A 17,834-nucleotide genomic window follows, 5' to 3' on the forward strand; every position below is an offset into this window, starting at 1 on the left:
TGGCGATAAATGGCTATTCAGATTGTACAGTAGGAACCAGGAGTTTCGAATATGGATAGGCTTGAAAGCATGGCCGTGTTCGTCAGGGCGGTTGATCTCGGCTCGTTCGCGGCGGCGGCCTCAGCGCTCGATCTATCTGGACCGATGGTCGGCAAGCATGTCCGGTTTCTTGAGGACAGACTTGGCGTGCGCCTCATCAACCGGACCACGCGCCGCCAGAGCCTGACCGATTTCGGCAGCGCCTACTATGAGCGGTGCCGCCTGGTGCTGGCCGAGGCCGAGGCCGCCGATGCACTCGCCGCCGACCAGCTCTCGGAACCGCGCGGAAAATTGCGCGTCACCATGCCTGCGCATTTCGGCCGCCACTGCGTGACTCCCGTATTGCTGCAACTGGCGCGGCGGTATCCGATGCTGGAGCTCGACCTCTCGCTCAGCGACCGCTTCTCCGATCTTGCCGAGGATGGCTACGACCTCGCCATCCGGACCGGTGAGCTGGATGACAAGGCCGGCGTGATCGCGCGCCGTGTTGCACGCCAGGACATGGTCGTCTGTGCCGCGCCTTCCTATCTGGAAATTCATGGCGAACCGCGGCGGATCGAAGATCTCGCCGATCATCAGGCGATTGTCTATCGCCGGCTCGGCATGATCATTCAGCCCTGGCTGTTCGCGCGCGAAGGACAAGCCGCGCTCGAGGTCATCCCAAACGGCCGGCTGCGGCTCGACGATCTCGATGCCATCGCCGATGCCGCCGTCGGCGGCATGGGGCTGGCGTGGTTGCCTTACTGGCTGGCTCGCCAGCGCATCCAGGCCGGGGCGCTGGTCGAGCTGTTGCCGGATCAGCCACGCTATCCCTACGACTGTCATGCACTCTGGCTGCAGACGCCGCATCTGCCGCTCAAGGTCCGGCTGGCCGTCGACGCATTGGCGGCCGCCTTGCCGAAAATGATGGCGTGATCGCCAGCAGACGACTTGCGCTCTTTGAGGTGTCGCGTTCCGGTGCCATATGAAGATGGCTGACCAGATGCGCGCATCGCAGGAGAGACGGTTCATGACCAAGGGTTCGGATCTGTTCGTGGCGGCCCTCGAGAATGAAGGGGTCGATCGGATCTTTGGCATTCCGGGCGAAGAAAATCTCGACATCGTCGAATCCATCCGCCGCTCGTCGATCCAGCTGATCCTGACGCGCCACGAGCAGGCGGCCGCCTTCATGGCCGCCACCTATGGCAGGCTCACCGGCAAGGCGGGCGTGTGCATCACCACGCTCGGCCCCGGCGCGCTTAACCTGACGACCGGCTCGGCCTACGCGCTGCTCGGTGCGATGCCCATGATCATGATCACCGGCCAGAAGGGCATCCTGTCGTCCAGGCAGGCGCGCTTCCAGATCGTCGACATCGTTGCGGCGATGAAGCCGCTGACCAAGCTGTCGCGCCAGATCGTCTCGCCGAAGATGATCCCGTCGCTGGTGCGCGAAGCCTTCCGCGTTGCCCAGGAGGAGCGCCCCGGCCCCGTGCACCTGGAACTGCCGGAAGACATCGCGGCGGCCGAGTGCGATCCGATTGCGTTGGTGCCGACGCATCCGGTCGAGTTGCCCCTGGCCAGCGCTGGCGCGCTCGATCGCGCCGCCCGCATGATCCTCGAGGCCAAGCGTCCGCTGCTGATGTTCGGCGCCGCGGCGTCACGGCCGCGCGTGACCCCCGACGTCGCCCAGTTCGTGCTGCGCACGCGGATTCCCTATTTCACCACGCAGATGGGCAAGGGCACCGTGCCCGGCGGCACCGAGCTTTACATGGGAACGGCGGCGCTTTCGGAGCGCGACTATGTCCACGAGGCCATCGAACAGGCCGATCTGATCATCACCATTGGCCACGACACGGTCGAGAAGCCCCCCTTCATCATGGGCGCGAAGGGACCGAAGGTTATTCATGTCGGCTACCAGTCGGCTGATGTCGAGCAGGTCTATTTCCCGCAAGCCGAGATCGTCGGCGACCTCGGCCCGTCGCTGGCGCTGCTGGCCGACCGCATCGAAGGCAAGATCCCCAACGCGCAGGCGCTGCTGCCGCTGCGCGAAGGCATTTTGAGCCGCATCGCCGCGCGCGCCACCGAAGACCGCTTCACGCCGCAGCGCATCGTGCACGACGTGCGCGCCGTGATGCCGGCCGACGGCATCCTCGCGCTGGACAACGGCATGTACAAGATCTGGTTCGCGCGCAACTACCGCACGCGCATGGCAAACACGCTGTTGCTCGACAACGCGCTGGCCACCATGGGCGCCGGGCTGCCGTCGGCGATGATGGCGGCGCTGCTCTATCCCCAGCGCCGTGTCATGGCCATCTGCGGCGATGGCGGCTTCATGATGAACAGCCAGGAACTGGAGACGGCCGTCAGGCTCAAGCTGAACCTCGTCGTCCTGCTGCTGGAAGACCATGCCTATGGCATGATCCGCTGGAAACAGGCGGTCGACGAATTCCCGGATTTCGGCATGACCTTCGGCAATCCCGATTTCGTTAGATACGCCGAGGCCTATGGCGCCAAAGGGACCAGGGTTGGCGCGATCGCCGAGTTGCGGCCGGCGCTGGAACAGGCCTTCACCGGCGGCGTGCATCTCGTCGTCGTGCCCATCGACTATTCCGAAAACACCAGGGTGCTTGTCGACGAATTGCGCGAACGGCTGCCGGCGCCGCAGGCGACCTGACGGAGATGCTACCTCAGGGCTTGCCTGCTCGCCGCCGTGCGACGTTCTCGCCCTGGGCGCCCTGTTCCGTTTCGATCAGCGGAATCTGCGGCGCCGCATCGCGCGGCAAGGTTCCCTTTATCCGGGGATCGTCAATGATCTCAAACCCGGTCGCGAAGGGCACGAACCCGCATGCGCCGTAGAAGCCGATGACGCTGTGATGATCGAAGCTGCTGGTGTGCAACCAGATGCGGCTCGGGTTCAGGCGCCAAGCCAGGTCGAGCGCGCCGGCCATCAGCCGCTTGCCGAAACCGCGGCCGGTCAGGGACGGGAACAGGCCGAAATAAGTGATCTCGATCTCGTTGCTGCCGGCGACGAAGAATTCGACCATGCCGATGTGAGCGCCGGTTTCATCGTGGCCATAATAGAGGTGCTGACGCGGATCGGCGAAGTGAGCCATTATCTCGGCGTCGGACATTTCGGACACGCGGTCCCACAGCCAGGGCGCGCCGATTTCGAGGAAGATCGCCCGATACGAGGCGCAGTCGGGTGTCGTGATCCGTTTCATGGCGAGCGGCCGCGCCAGACCGGGCAGGGGAGCGCGCGCCTCCATCCAGGTCACCGCATTGGCGAGCTTGCCGGCCGGCAGACGCCGGTAGCCGACGGTGAGATCGGTGATTTCGGCCGGCATCGCATCTTCGGTGATCAAAGCTTGTCCTCGGTCCGTGTGTCCGACAGCAGTATCGGCTAGCATCGGCGGATGCCAACCGTCCATAGCCGGCGGCGCCGTTGGATGGATTTCGCCGCCGCGGCTCTTGCATTTCGCGAGATTTTTCGAGATGGCGGGTCAAATCCCGGTTAAAGGCAAAATCGGCAGCATCTGGTCCAAAGTGATGGGGAATTCGCGGACCCGAAAGCCGGTCGCGTTGTAGACCGCGTTGGCGACCGCAGCCCCGGCGCCGCAAACGCCGAGTTCGCCGAGGCCCTTGCTTCCCAGCGGATTGGCCTTGTCGTCATGCTCTTCCAAGAAGATGACCTCCATGTCGGGGACATCGGCGTTGACCGCGACGTGATACTCGGCGAGGTCGTGATTGACGAAGTGCCCGTGGCGGGGATCGAGCACAGTTTTCTCCATCAGCGCCGCGCCGATGCCCCAGGTCATGCCGCCGATGATCTGCGAACGGGCGGTCTTCGGATTGAGGATGCGCCCGGCGCCGATAACCGAGAGCAAACGGCGCATTCGGATTTCACCCGTATCACAATCGACCGCGACCTCGGCGAAGTGCGCGCCGTAGGAGTGCTGGGAATACGCTTTGTAGCCGTCGGTTTCGCTGGCCGGTCCAACCGAGCCTTCGGCCTCGAACCCCAAAGGGGCGATCCGGCGAACGAGATCGGCGAGCCGCTCCGAACGACCGCCTATCCTGAGCTCTCCATCTGCGAAACGCGTATCGTCCGTATTTGCGCGGTAAAACGGTGAGCTTTCATTCGTCAGTGCCGTTTCTAGGATATGCTCCTTGAGCGCGGTACACGCATGATAAAGCGCCGAGCCGGCGCTCGCCGCACCCCATGAGCCGCCCGAACCGGCGGTGCGGGGGAACCTGCTGTCGCCGAGTTCCACCTTGATGGACGACATCGGCACGCCGAGGCTCTCGGCCGCGATCTGGGTTAGGATCGTATAGGTTCCGGTCCCGATGTCCGTCATGTCGAGCCGGGCCGTCACCTGTCCGTTTGCATCGAGTGTGACCTGTGCCCTCGACGCACCGATAAAGTTCGGCCGGATCGCCGCGGCCATGCCGTAGCCGATCAGGTTGCGCCCTTCGCGGGTACTTCCCGGTGCCGGCTTCCGGTGCACCCAGCCGAAGCGGTGTGCACCCTCTTTCATGCAGGCGACAAGGTTGCGGGTCGAAAACGGCACCCGGCGCTCCGGATCCTCTGCTGGTTCGTTGCGGATCCTCAGTTCGATCGGGTCGAGGCCGAGGCGTTCGGCGAGTTCGTCGACGGCGCATTCGAAGGCCAGCATGCCCGGCGCCTCGCCGGGCGAGCGCATCCACTCACCGCGATTGAGGTCGACGGAGACGAGCCGGTGGCGCGTCAGTCGGTTTGGAGCCGCGTAGAGCGAGCGTGCGAAGACCGCCGTCTGCTCGCAATACTCCTCGAAGCGGGACGTCGCCGAATAGACATCGTGCCCGATCGCTGCAAGCCGCCCGTCAGGGTTCGCACCGAGCCTTACCTGCTGGATCATCTCCGCGCGGTGGCCTGCGTTAGCGAACATCTGCTGCCTAGTCAGCGCGATCTTCACCGGGCGCTCGAGGATCCGCGCGGCGAGTGCCGCCAGAACCGTATCGGCATGTATGATAAGCTTGGAACCGAAGCCGCCGCCGATGTATGGGCTCACGATGCGCACGCGTTCGGGCGAGATGTTGAGCGTATTGGCGATGCCGGCCCGGAAGTTCGCGAGCGTCTGGGCCGCAGTATAAATCGTTACCTCGTCGCCGGACCAGATCGCCAGCGTAGCGTGAGGTTCCATTGGGTTGTGATGCTCGAAGGGCGTTCGGTAGGTCGCATCGATCTTCACGGAAGCGGCGGCAAAGGCGCCCTCGAAGTCGCCGACGGCGCTGTCTGTCTCAAAGCCAGCATTGGTCCGTCTGGGCGTGTAGGCCTCGGTCAGACGCTCCTTCAGGTCGAAGATGCCCGCTTCTCGCTCGTAGTGGACCCTGATGAGCCCTACGGCGGCGCGCGCCGCCTCGAATGTCTCGGCCACAACAAGGGCGACCGGCTCGTCGTAGTAGCGCACGCGGTCGGTCGCGAGCATGGGCCGAGCACGGGTGAAAACCTCGGGCACCGTCGGCGTGACCGGCGGGCCGAACACCGGCAGTGGCGGCGCATTCCGGTGGGTCATCACATGCAGGACGCCCGGTGCCTGCTCGGCATCTGTCGTGTCGATCTCCACGATGCGACCCTTGGCGATCGCAGCGCCGAGAATATAACCATAGGCGGTGGCTTCGCCCGCCGCATGCTCATAGGCATAGGTTGCCCGACCCATAACCTTGAGCGCACCATCGATGCGGTCGCTCGGCCGGCCGATAACGCTGCTGTTTGGAGAACTCCGCTCCGTCGCGTTGGTTGTAGTTCTGGTCATCTTGCCACCTCATGCGCCTTTGACGGCCACGGCGAGTGTGTGCCGCACCATTCGCTTCGCCAACGGAATCTTGAAATCATTATCGCCATGGCCCACCGCGCCGGCGAGGGCATCCTCGGCGGCCTCCGCATAGGCATGGTCGGAAGCAGCCGCGCCGACGAGTGCACTTTCAGCCTTCGCTGCACGCCACGGCTTCGGAGCGACGCCGCCCATGGCGATCCGCGCGCTCCGAACGCGCTCGCCGGAGACCTCGACGATCGCCGCGACCGATACCAGCGCGAACGCAAAGGAGGCACGATCGCGCACTTTGCGATAAAGTTGCCGGCCTGGAGACGGAGGTGGCAAGGTCACGGCAGTAATCATTTCGCCATGGCCGAGTGCCGTCTCCATATGCGGCGTTGTGCCCGGAAGCCGGTAAAGGTCGCCAATCGGTATAGTGCGGGTTTCGCCGCCGGGCGCGACGGTCTCGACTTGGGCGTCGAGCGCAGCCATGGCCACTGCCATGTCCGAGGGATGGACCGCTATGCAGCCTTCGCTAGCACCGAGAACGGCGTGCACCCGGTTGAATCCCTGGAGTGCCGCACAGCCGGAACCCGGCTCGCGCTTGTTGCAGGGCATGTTGCGGTCATAGAAATAGTAGCAACGCGTTCGCTGCAGCAGGTTGCCGCCGGTAGAAGCCTTGTTGCGAATCTGGCCCGAGGCGCCTGCGAGAAGTGCCTGAGATAGGACCCGATAGCGGGACCTCACGCGCTGGTCGGCAGCAAGGTCGCTGTTGCGGACTTGCGCTCCGATGCGAAGGCCGCCATTCGGCCCGTCCTCGATCCGATCGAGCGGCAGCCGGCTGATGTCGACCAGATGCGCCGGCTTCTCGATCTCGAGCTTCATAAGATCGAGGAGGTTGGTGCCGCCGCTGATGAACTTCGCCTCCGGTCGGGCGGCTATTGCGGCGGCTGCCTCTCTCACGTCACTGGCACGCTCATAGGTGAAAGACTGCATGTTCAGGCGTCCTCTGCCACATCGCGGATCGCCGCGACAATGTTGGGATAAGCGGCGCAGCGGCAGATGTTGCCGCTCATGCGCTCGCGGATCTCGGCGTCAGTGAGCGCTACGGAAAGCGCTGTGATGTCGGCGCTGGCATGGCTTGGCCAGCCGGCTTCCACCTCGCCTAGCATTCCGACGGCCGAGCAGATCTGACCGGGGGTGCAATAGCCGCACTGGAAACCATCACGCGCGACGAATGCCGCCTGCATTGGACCCAGTTCATCGCCGTTAGCGAGGCCCTCAATGGTGGTGATCTCATCATCTTCATGCATGGCGGCGAGGGTCAGGCAGGAGTTGATCCGCCTCCCGTTCACCAGAACGGTGCAGGCACCGCATTGGCCATGGTCGCAGCCCTTCTTGGAACCGACGAGGCCGAGATGATTGCGCAGCGCGTCTAGCAGTGTCGTGCGCGGATCGATTTCGACAGCGAATTCCTCTGCATTGATCCTCAACGACATCGGCATCGTCGGCACGGGCGTCACAGCGGAAACGGGCGTTGCGACGACATCCGCCCGTTGGGCTTGGACGGGCACGCCGGCTGCCAGCAGCAAACCGGTCGCAGCCCCACCTTCCAGCACCGTTCGGCGCGTCGGCCAATTCTTCTTGCCAGTCTCGACCATGCAATGCTCTCCTCTTCGCTGCGGCAAAAGCCGAAAGCGGTCTCGCCGGGCTTTTGCTTCATTGGCGCGACTGACGTAGGGGAGAGCCAAGCCGGTTTCTTTCAAGAAACCGGGCACAATGTCAGGATTCCGGAGAAAAATGGGCCCGATAGACCCGAGGGGTCATTCCCCTCAGTCGTCCGAAGGTCGAGGTGAAATGACTTTGGCTCGAGAAGCCGCAGTGGAATGCGATCACGCTTATCGGCAATTCGGATTCACGCAGCAGCGACTCCGCCCGCCGGACACGTTCCTCGATCACATAAGCATAGGGTGCGCGACCGGTCGTCGCCTTGAAGCGACGCGCAAATGTGTCGGCCGCCATTCCTGCGATAGTCGCCAGATCGCTCAGCGAAATGTCGGACTTCATGTGTGCGTCTATATAATCCCTGACCCGAGCCAGCGTTCGGCGGCCGAGGCAGCCATGTGACGCGGTCGACGGTTGAGCGCGATCCATCGAAGCCACGCGGAGGCTGGCAAGGGCAACAAGATGCTCGACGTAAAGGGTGTCCGGCTTGTGGCCGAACGCCATCTCGGCGCGAAGCGAACGTAAGAGCGCGCTGACAACGCCGTCGCTTTTGTTCACCAGGATTGGCAAATCGCTCAAGCATTCGGATCCGGGAATCCCACGATCTGGGTCAACCCACAAGGCGGAATAGGAGAGGTCGACGTTGCGATAAAAGCCGAACCGCTCCGCGCCAGCGGGGACGAAAGTGAGGGCTCCTGGCCTGTCCTTCCCATCGTAGAGAGATTTTGCTTCGGAGCGGATAGATGTCCGGGAGGTGCCGCCTTCCTCGGTGAGCACAATGAGGTGATGAGGCGCTGTCCAACGGAGTTCTGCCTCCTGGCAAGTCCACCGCCGACTGTCAAATACAACGGATGAATCGTCCCAAGAAGCCGTTTGCGGGGCCTCCGTGTTTTGATTGCTGGCCCGGATCAGTCCGTCACCAAGCAGCGGTCTGAATGACAAAGCGACATCCCTTCGTTTTGTCTCGCGCAGCCCTGTTGGTCCAAACGCTTTGCATCCGGACCCGCCGGTGACCTATGCGAACGCCCCTGCTACGTATGTGGGGCAGCCTGGCCCATTTTCCAGGTCGGCCGGGCTTAGGCTTGCCTCTTGAGCGACCGGCCTCCCTTCTAATGGCATATGAGATATGATACACCATTGACGGGAAAGCGGAATATAATGCCTGAGCGGATTGCGGATGAAGCCATTTTGCGGGCGGTCGACGATGGATTCGACCGTCAACTTGCCTTCCTGGCCGATCTCGTGCGCTTTCCCTCGCAACGCGGTGAGGAACATGCCGCGCAATCCTTCATGGCGGCTGCCTATGAAGCCAATGGTTATGCGGTCGATATGAGGCGTGTCGACGTTGACGCGATTCGCGACCTGCCCGGATTTTCACCCGTCGCGGTTTCGTATGACGATGCCTTCAACGTCGTTGCCACCCACACGCCGAGAAATGCCACCGGTCGCTCGCTGATCCTCAACGGCCATATCGACGTGGTGCCGACGGGACCGCTCGACCGCTGGGTGCGCGACCCCTACGATCCCGTGATCGAGGACGGCTGGATGCATGGCCGCGGCGCCGGCGACATGAAGGCCGGCCTGTCGGCTTGTCTCTATGCGCTGGCCGCCTTGCGCGGCCTTGGCTACCAGCCGGCGGCGAAAGTGTTCCTGCAGTCGGTGGTCGAGGAGGAGTGCACCGGCAACGGCGCGCTCGCTTGCCTGCAGCGCGGCTACCGCGCCGATGCCGCCTTCATTCCTGAGCCGCTGGAGCCAAGGCTGATGCGGGCGCAGGTCGGGCCGATCTGGTTCAGGGTCGAGGTCGACGGCGATCCGCAGCACGCGTCGGGCGCTTTCTCGGCCGGCGCCAACGCCATCGAAAAGGCCTTCCTCATCATCCAGGCGCTGAAGCAGCTCGAAATCGTCTGGAACGCGAGAAAAGTCGATGACAAGCATTTCTGCGATCATCCGCACCCCATCCGCTTCAACCTCGGCAAGATCGAGGGCGGCGAGTGGACATCGAGCGTTCCGGCGCGCTGTGTTTTCGAGATGCGTGTCGCGACCTATCCCGGCCAGAAGCTGGAGGATGCGAGGGCCGAACTGGAGGCCTGCATCGCCGATGCGGCACGCGCCGATCCGTTCCTCGCCAATCGCCCGCCCAGGATGACCTATAACGGCTTCATGGCCGAGGGCTATGTGCTGGAAGGTGCCGACGAGATGGAAGCCGTGCTGCGGCGCAGCCATACCGCCGTGTGGGGTGAGCCGCTGACGGAGCATGTCACCTCGGCCACCACCGATGCGCGCTTCTTCGGCCTTTATGCCGACACGCCGGCGATCGTCTACGGCCCCATCTGCCGCATGCCGCATGGCTATGACGAGGCCGTCGATCTCGACTCCGTCCGCAAGGTCACCCAGACCATCGCGCTCTTCATCGCCGACTGGTGCGGTCTCGAACCCGTCGATGCCGAGGTCAGGTCATGAACGCGGCCGTATCGGATGCCTTCGGCGAAACGCTCGCCGAGAATGCGCCTGACGTTTCGATCGCCGAGGCGCTTGCCATATTGCGCCGGCACTACGGGCTCACCGGCAGTGCGCGCCCGCTACCGGGCGAGCGCGACCATAATTTCCATATCCAGACAGAAGGCGAGGGCGAGTTCGTCCTGAAGGTCTCGCATCCGGCGGAAGAGGCCGGCTTCACCGATTTCCAGAACAAGGCGCTCGACCATATCATGACGGTCGACCCGGCCTTGCCCGTTCCCTCGGTGCGCAAGAGCCTCGAAGGCGAAGCGCAGTTCATGGTCAGCGTCGGCGGATCGGCGCCGCGCGTCGTCCGGCTGGTTACCTATCTGCCCGGCCAGTTGCTTTCGCGCTCGCCCACGTCAGCGGCGCAGGATCGCAATCTCGGCATCTTCCTCGCCCGGCTTGGCCGGGCACTGCGCGGCTTCTTCCATCCGGCCGCCGGCAGCGACCTTTTGTGGGACATCCGCAAGGTCGCCAAGACACGGCCGATGCTGCCGCATATCACTGACGCCGGCCATCGCGCCATGGTCGAGCGCGTCATCGACGCTTTCGAGCAGCACGCGGCGCCGGTCATCCCCGGGCTGCGCGCGCAGATCGTCCACAACGACATGAACTCCTACAATGTGGTGATGGATGCCTCGCGGCCGGAAATGGTCAGCGGCATTCTCGATTTCGGCGACATGATCCACTCGCCGCTGATCTGCGATCTCGCCATCGGGGCCGTCTATCGCTGGCCGGCTGAAGGTCATCCGCTGGCGCCTGCGGCACGCTTCGTCGCCGGCTATCAGTCCGTGCAGCCGCTCGAGATTGAAGAGCTTGGCATCCTCTTCCACCTCATTCGTGCCCGCCTCGCACTCATCGCCAATATAGCCAGCTGGCAGGCCGAGCGGTTTCCGGCCAAACGCGACTATGTCCTGCGCCTCATCACCGAGGTCTGGGCCTCGCTCGGGCGGCTGGACGGTCTCTCGTCCGCTGAAGCCCGCCGCTATTTTCTCGACCATTCCAAGCCGGAGTAGATGCCCGTGTCCCAGCCCTCGCCCGCAAGTGCTTCTGCCGATGCCGAGCGCGCGCTGCTTGAACGCCGCGCCAGGTTGCTCGGGCCGACCTATCGCGCCTTCTACCGCAACCCGATCCATCTGGTGCGTGGCAGCGGTGTCTGGCTCTACGATGCGCAGGGCCGAAAATTCCTCGATGCCTACAACAACGTCGCCTCGGTCGGACACTGCCACCCGCGCGTCGTCGAGGCATTGTCGGGGCAGGCAGCCACGCTCAACACGCACACGCGTTATCTCAGCGAGATCATCCTCGACTACGCGGAAAAGCTTCTCGGCACGCTTCCGTCCCATCTCGGCCACGCCATGTTCACCTGCACCGGCAGCGAGGCCAACGACCTCGCCATCCGTATCGCCCAGCATTCGAGCGGCGGCACCGGCGTGATCATCACCGACTTCGCCTATCACGGCGCCACCATCGCCACCGCGCAGCTGTCGCCGGCGGCGGTCGGCGCCAAGGGCGTACCCGCGCAACATCGAGCCGTGGCAGCGCCGGACACGTTCCGCGACGGCGGCCGCGCCGCGCATGATTTCGCCAGGAATGTCGCCGCCGCCATTGACGATATGCGCGCGCAAAACATCCGCCCGGCGGCGCTGCTGCTCGATTCGGCCTTTTCCAGCGATGGCATTTTCTTCCCCGATGGTTCTGTCATCCGCGAGGCGGCCGATCACGTCAGGAAAGCCGGCGGCATCGTCATCGCCGACGAGGTCCAGTCCGGTTTCGGCCGGCTTGGCCAGGGCATGTGGGGCTTCGCCAATTACGGCCTTGAGCCTGATATCGTCACCTTGGGCAAGCCGATCGGCGACGGGCATCCGATGGGTGCGGTGATCGTGCGGCCGCAGCTGGTGAGCTCGTTCGGTTCGAACACCGGCTACTTCAACACCTTCGGCGGCAATCCGGTCGCGGCCGCCGTCGGCATCGCCGTGCTCGAGGTGATCGAGGGCGAGGGGCTGATCGAGAACGCGCGGACAGTCGGTGCCCATACGAGGAACCTGCTTCGCGCCTTGCAGAGCCGCCACCGCATGGTCGCCGATGTCAGGCACAATGGCCTCTATTTCGGCGTCGAGCTGACGGCGGAGGATGGGGCCACCGCCGCTGCCAAGACCTCTTCCGTCGTCGAAGCCATGCGCGAGGACGGCGTGCTGATTTCGTCCTGTGGCCCACGTGGCAATGTGCTGAAGATCAGGCCGCCGCTGCCCTTTTCCAGAGACAATGCCGAGCAACTGGCCGAGACGCTCGACCGCGCGCTGTCGAAATGGTGAGCGGAGCAGTCCGCGCATGCTGAAGCTCGAGCATCAAACCCTCAATGACCGCGCCTATGGCGCGCTCAAGCAGGAATTGATTTCAGGTGGTTTCAGCCCCGGCCAGACGCTGGTCATCCGCAAGCTCGCCGAAACCTTTGGCATATCGACCACGCCGATCCGCGAGGCGTTGCAAAGGCTGGTCGCCGAGCGGCTTCTGGAAATGCAGAACAACCGCTCGATCATCGTGCCGTTGCTCTCCGCGCCCGCTTTCGCGGAACTGACGCGCATCCGCATCGCCGTCGAGGGGCTGGCGGGCGAGATGGCTACGTCACGGATGACTGAAAGCGGGCTGGCCGACATACAAGCCGCGCTCGCCGGCATGCAGCGGGCCATCGAGGCGCAGGACGCCACGACCTATCTTTCCCTGAACGAGGCCTTCCATTTTGCTATCTATGAGCATGCCGGCGCGCCGATCCTCTTGAATATGATCCGCGATCTCTGGGGTCGGGTCGGGCCCTATCTCAAGCTGCTGATGCGGGCCGATTGCTACATCCCGCAGTCCAATGACGCACACCACAGGATCGTCGTCGCGCTGGAACAGCGCAACGGTCCAGCCGTTCGGGCTTCCCTCGAGCAGGACATTGTCGCGGCGGCCGCTATCCTATCCGAAAACCTTTGCACGACGGACTGATCGCACGGCAGGCTCGGTCGGCCTATGCCGTCTCGTCCATCCGGTCGCGCAGCATGCTCCAGCCAAGCAGCATGTTGGGTGCGTGCCGCAGCAGGACATGGAACGGGATCGGCGCCGGCGGTGCAAAGGGCAGCGGTAAATCACGCGCGTCGGTTCCAGCGGCCCAGTCGGCCAGCACCTTGCCCATCGCCGTGGTCATGGCGATGCCGCGTCCATTGCAGGCGCGGCCGGCGATCAGCCCCGGGCCGAGGTCCAGGAGGTGCGGCAGGAAATCCGGTTCGACCGCCGCCATTCCCGACCAGCTGTAGGCAAGCGGCGGCAAATCGGGCAGGTCGAGGTGGCTGGCAAGCCGCCGCCAGATTGTTTGCGGCACGCGCGTATCGGCGCCAGCGCCAAGAATATGCATGCCGCCGCTGATCAGGCGGTTATCGGCGTCGAAGCGAAAGGTGAAGAGATTGCGCCTGGTATCGCCGACGCCTTGCCCCCCGGGAAGCAGTCGCGTGCGGATTTCGAGCGGCAGCGGCGCGGTCGCGATCTGGAAAACCTTCAGCGGAATATAGGTTCGCCGCAGCAACGGACTGAGCGACCCGCCATAGGCGTTGGTGGCGATCAATACCTTGGCCGCGCGTACCAAGCCCAACCCTGTTTTAAGCACCCAGCCATCGGCCCCGCGATCGATCGAGGTGACCGGCGTGTGTTCGAAAATCTTCGCGCCAGTCTTCTCCGCCGCATCGGCCAGTCCGCGCGCATAGGCGACCGGATTGAGCACGCCGCCGGAACGATCCATCCAGGCACCGACATAGCCGCGCGCGCCGGTCAGCGCTTCGACCTCCTGCCGATCCAGGGTGACGGCAGGCCGTCCGCGCCGCGCCCATTGGTCCGCACGTGATTTGGCCTTCTGCAAGGCGGCGGGCGAGTGCGCCGGCTGGATCCATCCGTTCTGCACAGCGTGGCAGTCGATGCCGTGCCGCCGGATCAGGCCGAAAACGAGGTCGGCACTGCCGGCGGCGAAATTGATGAGGCGTTCACCGCGCTCGGGGCCGAGATGCGCAAGGATGTTGTCCGGATCCATCCTGGCGAAGTTCGGCACGACGAAACCCGCGTTCCTGCCGGTCGCGCCCCAGGCGATGATCTCGGCTTCGAGCACAGCGACGGAGATGCCTTTTTCAGCGGCGTGCAGCGCAGTCGACAGACCGGAAAATCCACCGCCGACGATGGCCAGATCGACATCGAGCCTGCCTTGCAGCGTCGGCCGTTCCCGGCGATCGCGGTTGATCGCATGCCAGAGCGAAGTGCCATTCGCACCCTGCCGGACCGGAGCATTCATGAGCCGGAACTGCTTTTGTCCGTAGCGATCCGCTTACGCTTGCCAAAGCGCGGCCGCCGCGGCCTGTCGCCGAACAATCCGTTCGGCCGGATCAGCAGGATCACACAAAGCATGACGCCGATGGCGACGATCTGCAGCGAGGCAGCGCGTGCCTGCTGCTCGGGCGGGAAGAACACGCTGGTCAGCGTGCCCGATCCCGCCCATATCCCCCAGACCAGGACACTGCCGATGACGGCGCCAAGATTGCTGCCCGAGCCGCCCACGATCAGCATCACCCAGACCTGAAAGGTGAGGATCGGCAGGTAATTGTCTGGCGCGATGAAGCCGGTGAAGTGCGCCTGCAGCGCGCCGGCCAGCGCCATGATGGCGCCGCCGACGGCAAACGCCTGGACGCGATAGAAGCGCGCGCTCTTGCCGAGGGAAATCGCCGCCCGCTCGTCCTCCCGCAGCGCCTTCAGCACGCGACCCCACGGGCTTCGCGACAGATGTTCCAAAGCGAGATAGGCAATCAGCGTCACGGCACAAACGACAGCAAGGTTCGACAGGTTGAACAGCAGCGGCGTTTCGGCCAGGCCGCCGAAGGGACGCGGGATGAAGCCGATGCCGAATGGTCCGCCGGTCAGCTTCTGCGCGTTGAGCGCGACCAGTTGTACGACGACGGCCACGCCGAAGGTGGTGATCGCCAGATAGTCGGATCTAAGACGCAGCGTCGCCATGCCGGTAAGCGCGGCGGCCATGCCGCCGACGATCATGGCGCCCGCCCAGCCGGCGAGGATGGGCAGGCCGAAGCCGCCGAGGCGCGCGGGGTCGTCCGGTGTCGTCAGCAGTGCCGAGGTGTAGGCGCCGATGGCGACAAAACCGGCGAGGCCGACATTGAACAGGCCGGTCAGGCCCCATTGCAGATTGAGCCCCAGCGTGACCAGCGAGAAGATCAGCGCCGTGGTCAGGAAAAACGCGCCGTAGCCGACCAGATCGATCATCTTTCCCGAACTCCGAAAAGGCCGATCGGCCGCACGAACAGCACCGCCATCAGGATGATGAAGGAGACGGCGGCGCGCCATTCGGCGCCAATCAGTTGCACCGCGCCGGCTTCGGCGAGCCCGATGATCAGGCCGCCAAGCACCGCGCCTGGGATGCTGCCGATGCCGCCGAGGATAGCGGCGGCGAACATGGGCAGCAGCATGTCGAAGCCCATGAACGGGCGGATCTGCACCAGGATGCCGATCATCACGCCAGCCACGCAGGCGAGCGCGCCGCCGATGATCCAGGTGACGCGCACCACCTTGGCGACGTCGATGCCGACGATGCGGGCCAGTGCCGCGTTCTGGCTCAGCGCCTGCATCGAGCGGCCGGTCTGCGTACGCGTCATCAACAGATGCACGCCGAGCACGAGCACGGCGGTCAGCAGCAACAGGGCGATCTGGTCGGGCGTGATGCGGATGCCGAAGCCGACCGGCATGGCGATCTGGATCGCCCGGCTGAAGTAGGTCGGCCGCGAGGTGAAGGTGAATTCGAGCAGGCTGCGCAGCGCCATCGAGGCGCCGAAACTCGCCATCACAACGATGATTGCCTGGCCTTGCGAGCGCAGCCGCGAGAACAACACCTTGTCGAGCAGCAGCGCCAGCAAAGCGGTGAATGCCATGCCGATGACCAGTGCAACAAGGAGCGGCCAGCCGAAGGACAGCGGCCCGATCGGCGCCACCTTGCCGAATGTCGCGCCGATGGCACCGACCATGGCCAGCGTCGCATAGCTGCCCCAGGCCATGAAGTCGCCATGCGCGAAGTTCGAGAAGCGCAGGATCGAATAGGTGAGCGTGACGCCGATGGCGCCGAGGCCGATCATCGAGCCGGTCAGCAATCCGTCGACGATGAATTGCAGGCTCATGCCGCGCCTCCCTTGCCGGCTTGAGAGGGGCGCTGGCCAAGATAGAGCTCGGCCACGACAGGATCATTCCACAGTTCGGAGGCGACGCCCTCGTGCCGGTCCTTGCCCTCGACCAGCACATAGGCGCGGTCGCCGATGGCAAGCGCTGCCTTGGCGTTTTGCTCGACCAAAAGAATAGTAACGCCGGATTTGCGGATGCCGGCCAGCATCTCGAATACCATCGCGACGAATTTCGGCGACAGGCCAGCCGACGGCTCGTCCAGCACCAGCACCTTGGGATGGATGATCAGTGCCCGCGCCACGGCAAGCATCTGCCGCTGTCCCCCGGACAGATTGCCGGCGGCGGTGCGCCGCTGGCGGACGAGGTCGGGGAAGGCGGCGTACATTTCCTCGATGCGGACAGGGACTTCGCGCCGCTCGAGAATGCCGCAGGCAACCCTGAGATTGTCCTCCACCGACATCAGCGGAAAGATGTTCTCGGTCTGCGGCACGAAGGCAAGGCCAAGCCGCACCATGGTGTGGGCGGGCGCGGCGGTGATGTCCCTGCCGTCCAGCAGCACCGTGCCGCCGGTGATCGGGACAAGGCCGGCGATTGCCTTGATGAAGCTCGACTTGCCGGCGCCATTGGGGCCGAGCACGACGACGATCTCGCCTCTGCCGACGGTGATGGAGGCGCCGCGCACGATCGGTACGCCGGGTTCGTAACCGGCTTCGAGGTCGCGGACATCGAGGACGGCCTCGCTCATGCGGTACCTCCGAGATAGGCCTCGATGACGCGCGGGTCTCGGGCGACTTCTTCCGCAGTGCCTTCGCTCAGCAACTGGCCGCTCGCCATGACCAGGACGCGATGGCAGAGCCGCGTCACCATGTCGATATTGTGCTCGATCAGCAGGAAGGTGATGCCGCGCGCGTTGATGTCGCGGATGCGGTCGATGATGACTTCGAGCAGCGTTGCGTTGACGCCGGCCGCGGGTTCGTCGAGCAGGATGATCGCCGGATCGGCCATCATCACCCGGGCGAGTTCGAGCAGCTTGCGCTGGCCGCCAGACAGCACGCGCGCCGGCTCATGCGCGAGATGGCTGAGGGTGACGAGTTCCAGCAGTTCGAGCGCCTTTGTCCGGGCAGCTCTTTCCTGCGCCGCCACCCGCCACGGCGTGATGAAGTTGGCGAGCAGCCTTTCGCCGGCCTGGCCCTGTGCCGCCAGCATGATGTTTTCGATCAGCGTCAGATTGGGCAGCGGGCGGGGGATCTGGAAGGTGCGGCCAAGGCCACGGCCGATGCGCAGGTGAGCGGCTTCGCCCGAGACGCGCGTGCCGTCGAGAAGGATATCGCCGCTGGTGGGCAGGATGCTGCCGGCCAGCAGGTCGAACATCGTCGTCTTGCCGGCGCCGTTGGGTCCGATCAGGCCAAGGATTTCGCCCGCTTTGACATCGAATGAGACATCATTGACGGCGACAAGGCCGCCGAACCGCCTGACGACGTGGCTTGCCGTCAGAACCGGCGGACGGGTCTCCTTCCCCTGCCTTTCCGCTGCCTCGCTCATCAAACCCTCTGGCCGAAGACGGTCGTCGCCGTCTCCTGATTATGATTTGTGATCACA

The 17,834-nt window shown here is 64.4% G+C and carries 16 protein-coding genes; 6 read left to right on the forward strand and 10 right to left on the reverse strand.

Annotated features, from left to right (window positions below):
* The first annotated feature begins 51 nt into the window (after nt 1-51).
* A complete protein-coding gene (locus O7B34_RS11480) occupies nt 52-954 on the forward strand; it encodes a LysR substrate-binding domain-containing protein (RefSeq protein WP_337146185.1) in 903 nt (300 codons plus the stop codon).
* Nucleotides 955-1,048: 94 nt separating this feature from the next.
* On the forward strand, nt 1,049-2,692 hold the full coding sequence (locus tag O7B34_RS11485) for an acetolactate synthase large subunit (protein ID WP_337146186.1): 1,644 nt from the start codon (nt 1,049-1,051) through the stop codon (nt 2,690-2,692).
* A 13-nt stretch (nt 2,693-2,705) separates the two neighbouring features.
* On the opposite strand, the gene O7B34_RS11490 is transcribed toward O7B34_RS11485, so the two are convergent.
* From O7B34_RS11490 to O7B34_RS11510, 5 genes are all read right to left on the reverse strand, one after another.
* Nucleotides 2,706-3,380: a GNAT family N-acetyltransferase gene (locus tag O7B34_RS11490; RefSeq protein ID WP_337146187.1), complete on the reverse strand. Its 675-nt coding sequence runs from the start codon at nt 3,378-3,380 to the stop codon at nt 2,706-2,708.
* 138 nt (nt 3,381-3,518) lie between these two features.
* Nucleotides 3,519-5,810 (reverse strand): xanthine dehydrogenase family protein molybdopterin-binding subunit, encoded by a 2,292-nt coding sequence (locus tag O7B34_RS11495; RefSeq protein ID WP_337146188.1) that lies wholly within the window; start codon nt 5,808-5,810, stop codon nt 3,519-3,521.
* A gap of 9 nt (nt 5,811-5,819) precedes the next feature.
* Nucleotides 5,820-6,806 (reverse strand): FAD binding domain-containing protein, encoded by a 987-nt coding sequence (locus tag O7B34_RS11500; protein WP_337146189.1) that lies wholly within the window; start codon nt 6,804-6,806, stop codon nt 5,820-5,822.
* A gap of 2 nt (nt 6,807-6,808) precedes the next feature.
* Nucleotides 6,809-7,471 carry a 2Fe-2S iron-sulfur cluster-binding protein gene (locus tag O7B34_RS11505; protein WP_337146413.1) on the reverse strand — a complete coding sequence of 221 codons (663 nt, stop codon included), beginning with the start codon at nt 7,469-7,471 and terminating at the stop codon, nt 6,809-6,811.
* 121 nt (nt 7,472-7,592) lie between these two features.
* Nucleotides 7,593-8,114 carry an AraC family transcriptional regulator gene (locus O7B34_RS11510; RefSeq protein ID WP_337146190.1) on the reverse strand — a complete coding sequence of 174 codons (522 nt, stop codon included), beginning with the start codon at nt 8,112-8,114 and terminating at the stop codon, nt 7,593-7,595.
* A 579-nt stretch (nt 8,115-8,693) separates the two neighbouring features.
* Between O7B34_RS11510 and O7B34_RS11515 the strand changes: the two genes are divergently transcribed.
* From O7B34_RS11515 to O7B34_RS11530, 4 genes are read left to right on the forward strand one after another with little or no spacing between them, the layout of a single operon-like run.
* Nucleotides 8,694-9,995, forward strand: coding sequence for an ArgE/DapE family deacylase (locus O7B34_RS11515; RefSeq protein ID WP_337146191.1), 1,302 nt, complete (start codon nt 8,694-8,696; stop codon nt 9,993-9,995).
* Nucleotides 9,992-11,050, forward strand: coding sequence for a phosphotransferase (locus tag O7B34_RS11520; protein WP_337146192.1), 1,059 nt, complete (start codon nt 9,992-9,994; stop codon nt 11,048-11,050). The genes O7B34_RS11515 and O7B34_RS11520 overlap by 4 nt, the downstream gene beginning before the upstream one ends.
* Nucleotides 11,051-12,349: an aspartate aminotransferase family protein gene (locus O7B34_RS11525; protein ID WP_337146193.1), complete on the forward strand. Its 1,299-nt coding sequence runs from the start codon at nt 11,051-11,053 to the stop codon at nt 12,347-12,349.
* 16 nt (nt 12,350-12,365) lie between these two features.
* Nucleotides 12,366-13,022, forward strand: coding sequence for a GntR family transcriptional regulator (locus O7B34_RS11530; RefSeq protein ID WP_337146194.1), 657 nt, complete (start codon nt 12,366-12,368; stop codon nt 13,020-13,022).
* 22 nt (nt 13,023-13,044) lie between these two features.
* Here O7B34_RS11530 and O7B34_RS11535 read toward each other — a convergent pair whose 3' ends face one another.
* From O7B34_RS11535 to O7B34_RS11555, 5 genes are read right to left on the reverse strand one after another with little or no spacing between them, the layout of a single operon-like run.
* Nucleotides 13,045-14,349: an NAD(P)/FAD-dependent oxidoreductase gene (locus tag O7B34_RS11535; RefSeq protein ID WP_337146195.1), complete on the reverse strand. Its 1,305-nt coding sequence runs from the start codon at nt 14,347-14,349 to the stop codon at nt 13,045-13,047.
* A complete protein-coding gene (locus tag O7B34_RS11540; protein ID WP_337146196.1) occupies nt 14,346-15,329 on the reverse strand; it encodes a branched-chain amino acid ABC transporter permease in 984 nt (327 codons plus the stop codon). Before O7B34_RS11540 ends, O7B34_RS11535 begins: the two co-directional genes overlap by 4 nt.
* Entirely contained in the window at nt 15,326-16,234 is a 909-nt protein-coding gene (locus O7B34_RS11545) for a branched-chain amino acid ABC transporter permease (RefSeq protein WP_337146197.1), read from the reverse strand. Before O7B34_RS11545 ends, O7B34_RS11540 begins: the two co-directional genes overlap by 4 nt.
* On the reverse strand, nt 16,231-16,980 hold the full coding sequence (locus O7B34_RS11550; RefSeq protein ID WP_337146198.1) for an ABC transporter ATP-binding protein: 750 nt from the start codon (nt 16,978-16,980) through the stop codon (nt 16,231-16,233). The genes O7B34_RS11545 and O7B34_RS11550 overlap by 4 nt, the downstream gene beginning before the upstream one ends.
* Complete coding sequence (locus O7B34_RS11555; protein WP_140714819.1) at nt 16,977-17,777, reverse strand: ABC transporter ATP-binding protein; 801 nt, start codon at nt 17,775-17,777, stop codon at nt 16,977-16,979. The genes O7B34_RS11550 and O7B34_RS11555 overlap by 4 nt, the downstream gene beginning before the upstream one ends.
* Between the last annotated feature and the right edge of the window lie 57 nt (nt 17,778-17,834).

Origin of the sequence: Mesorhizobium sp. Cs1299R1N3, assembly GCF_037179625.1 — a bacterium.
GTDB classification, from domain to species: Bacteria; Pseudomonadota; Alphaproteobacteria; order Rhizobiales; family Rhizobiaceae; genus Mesorhizobium; species Mesorhizobium salmacidum.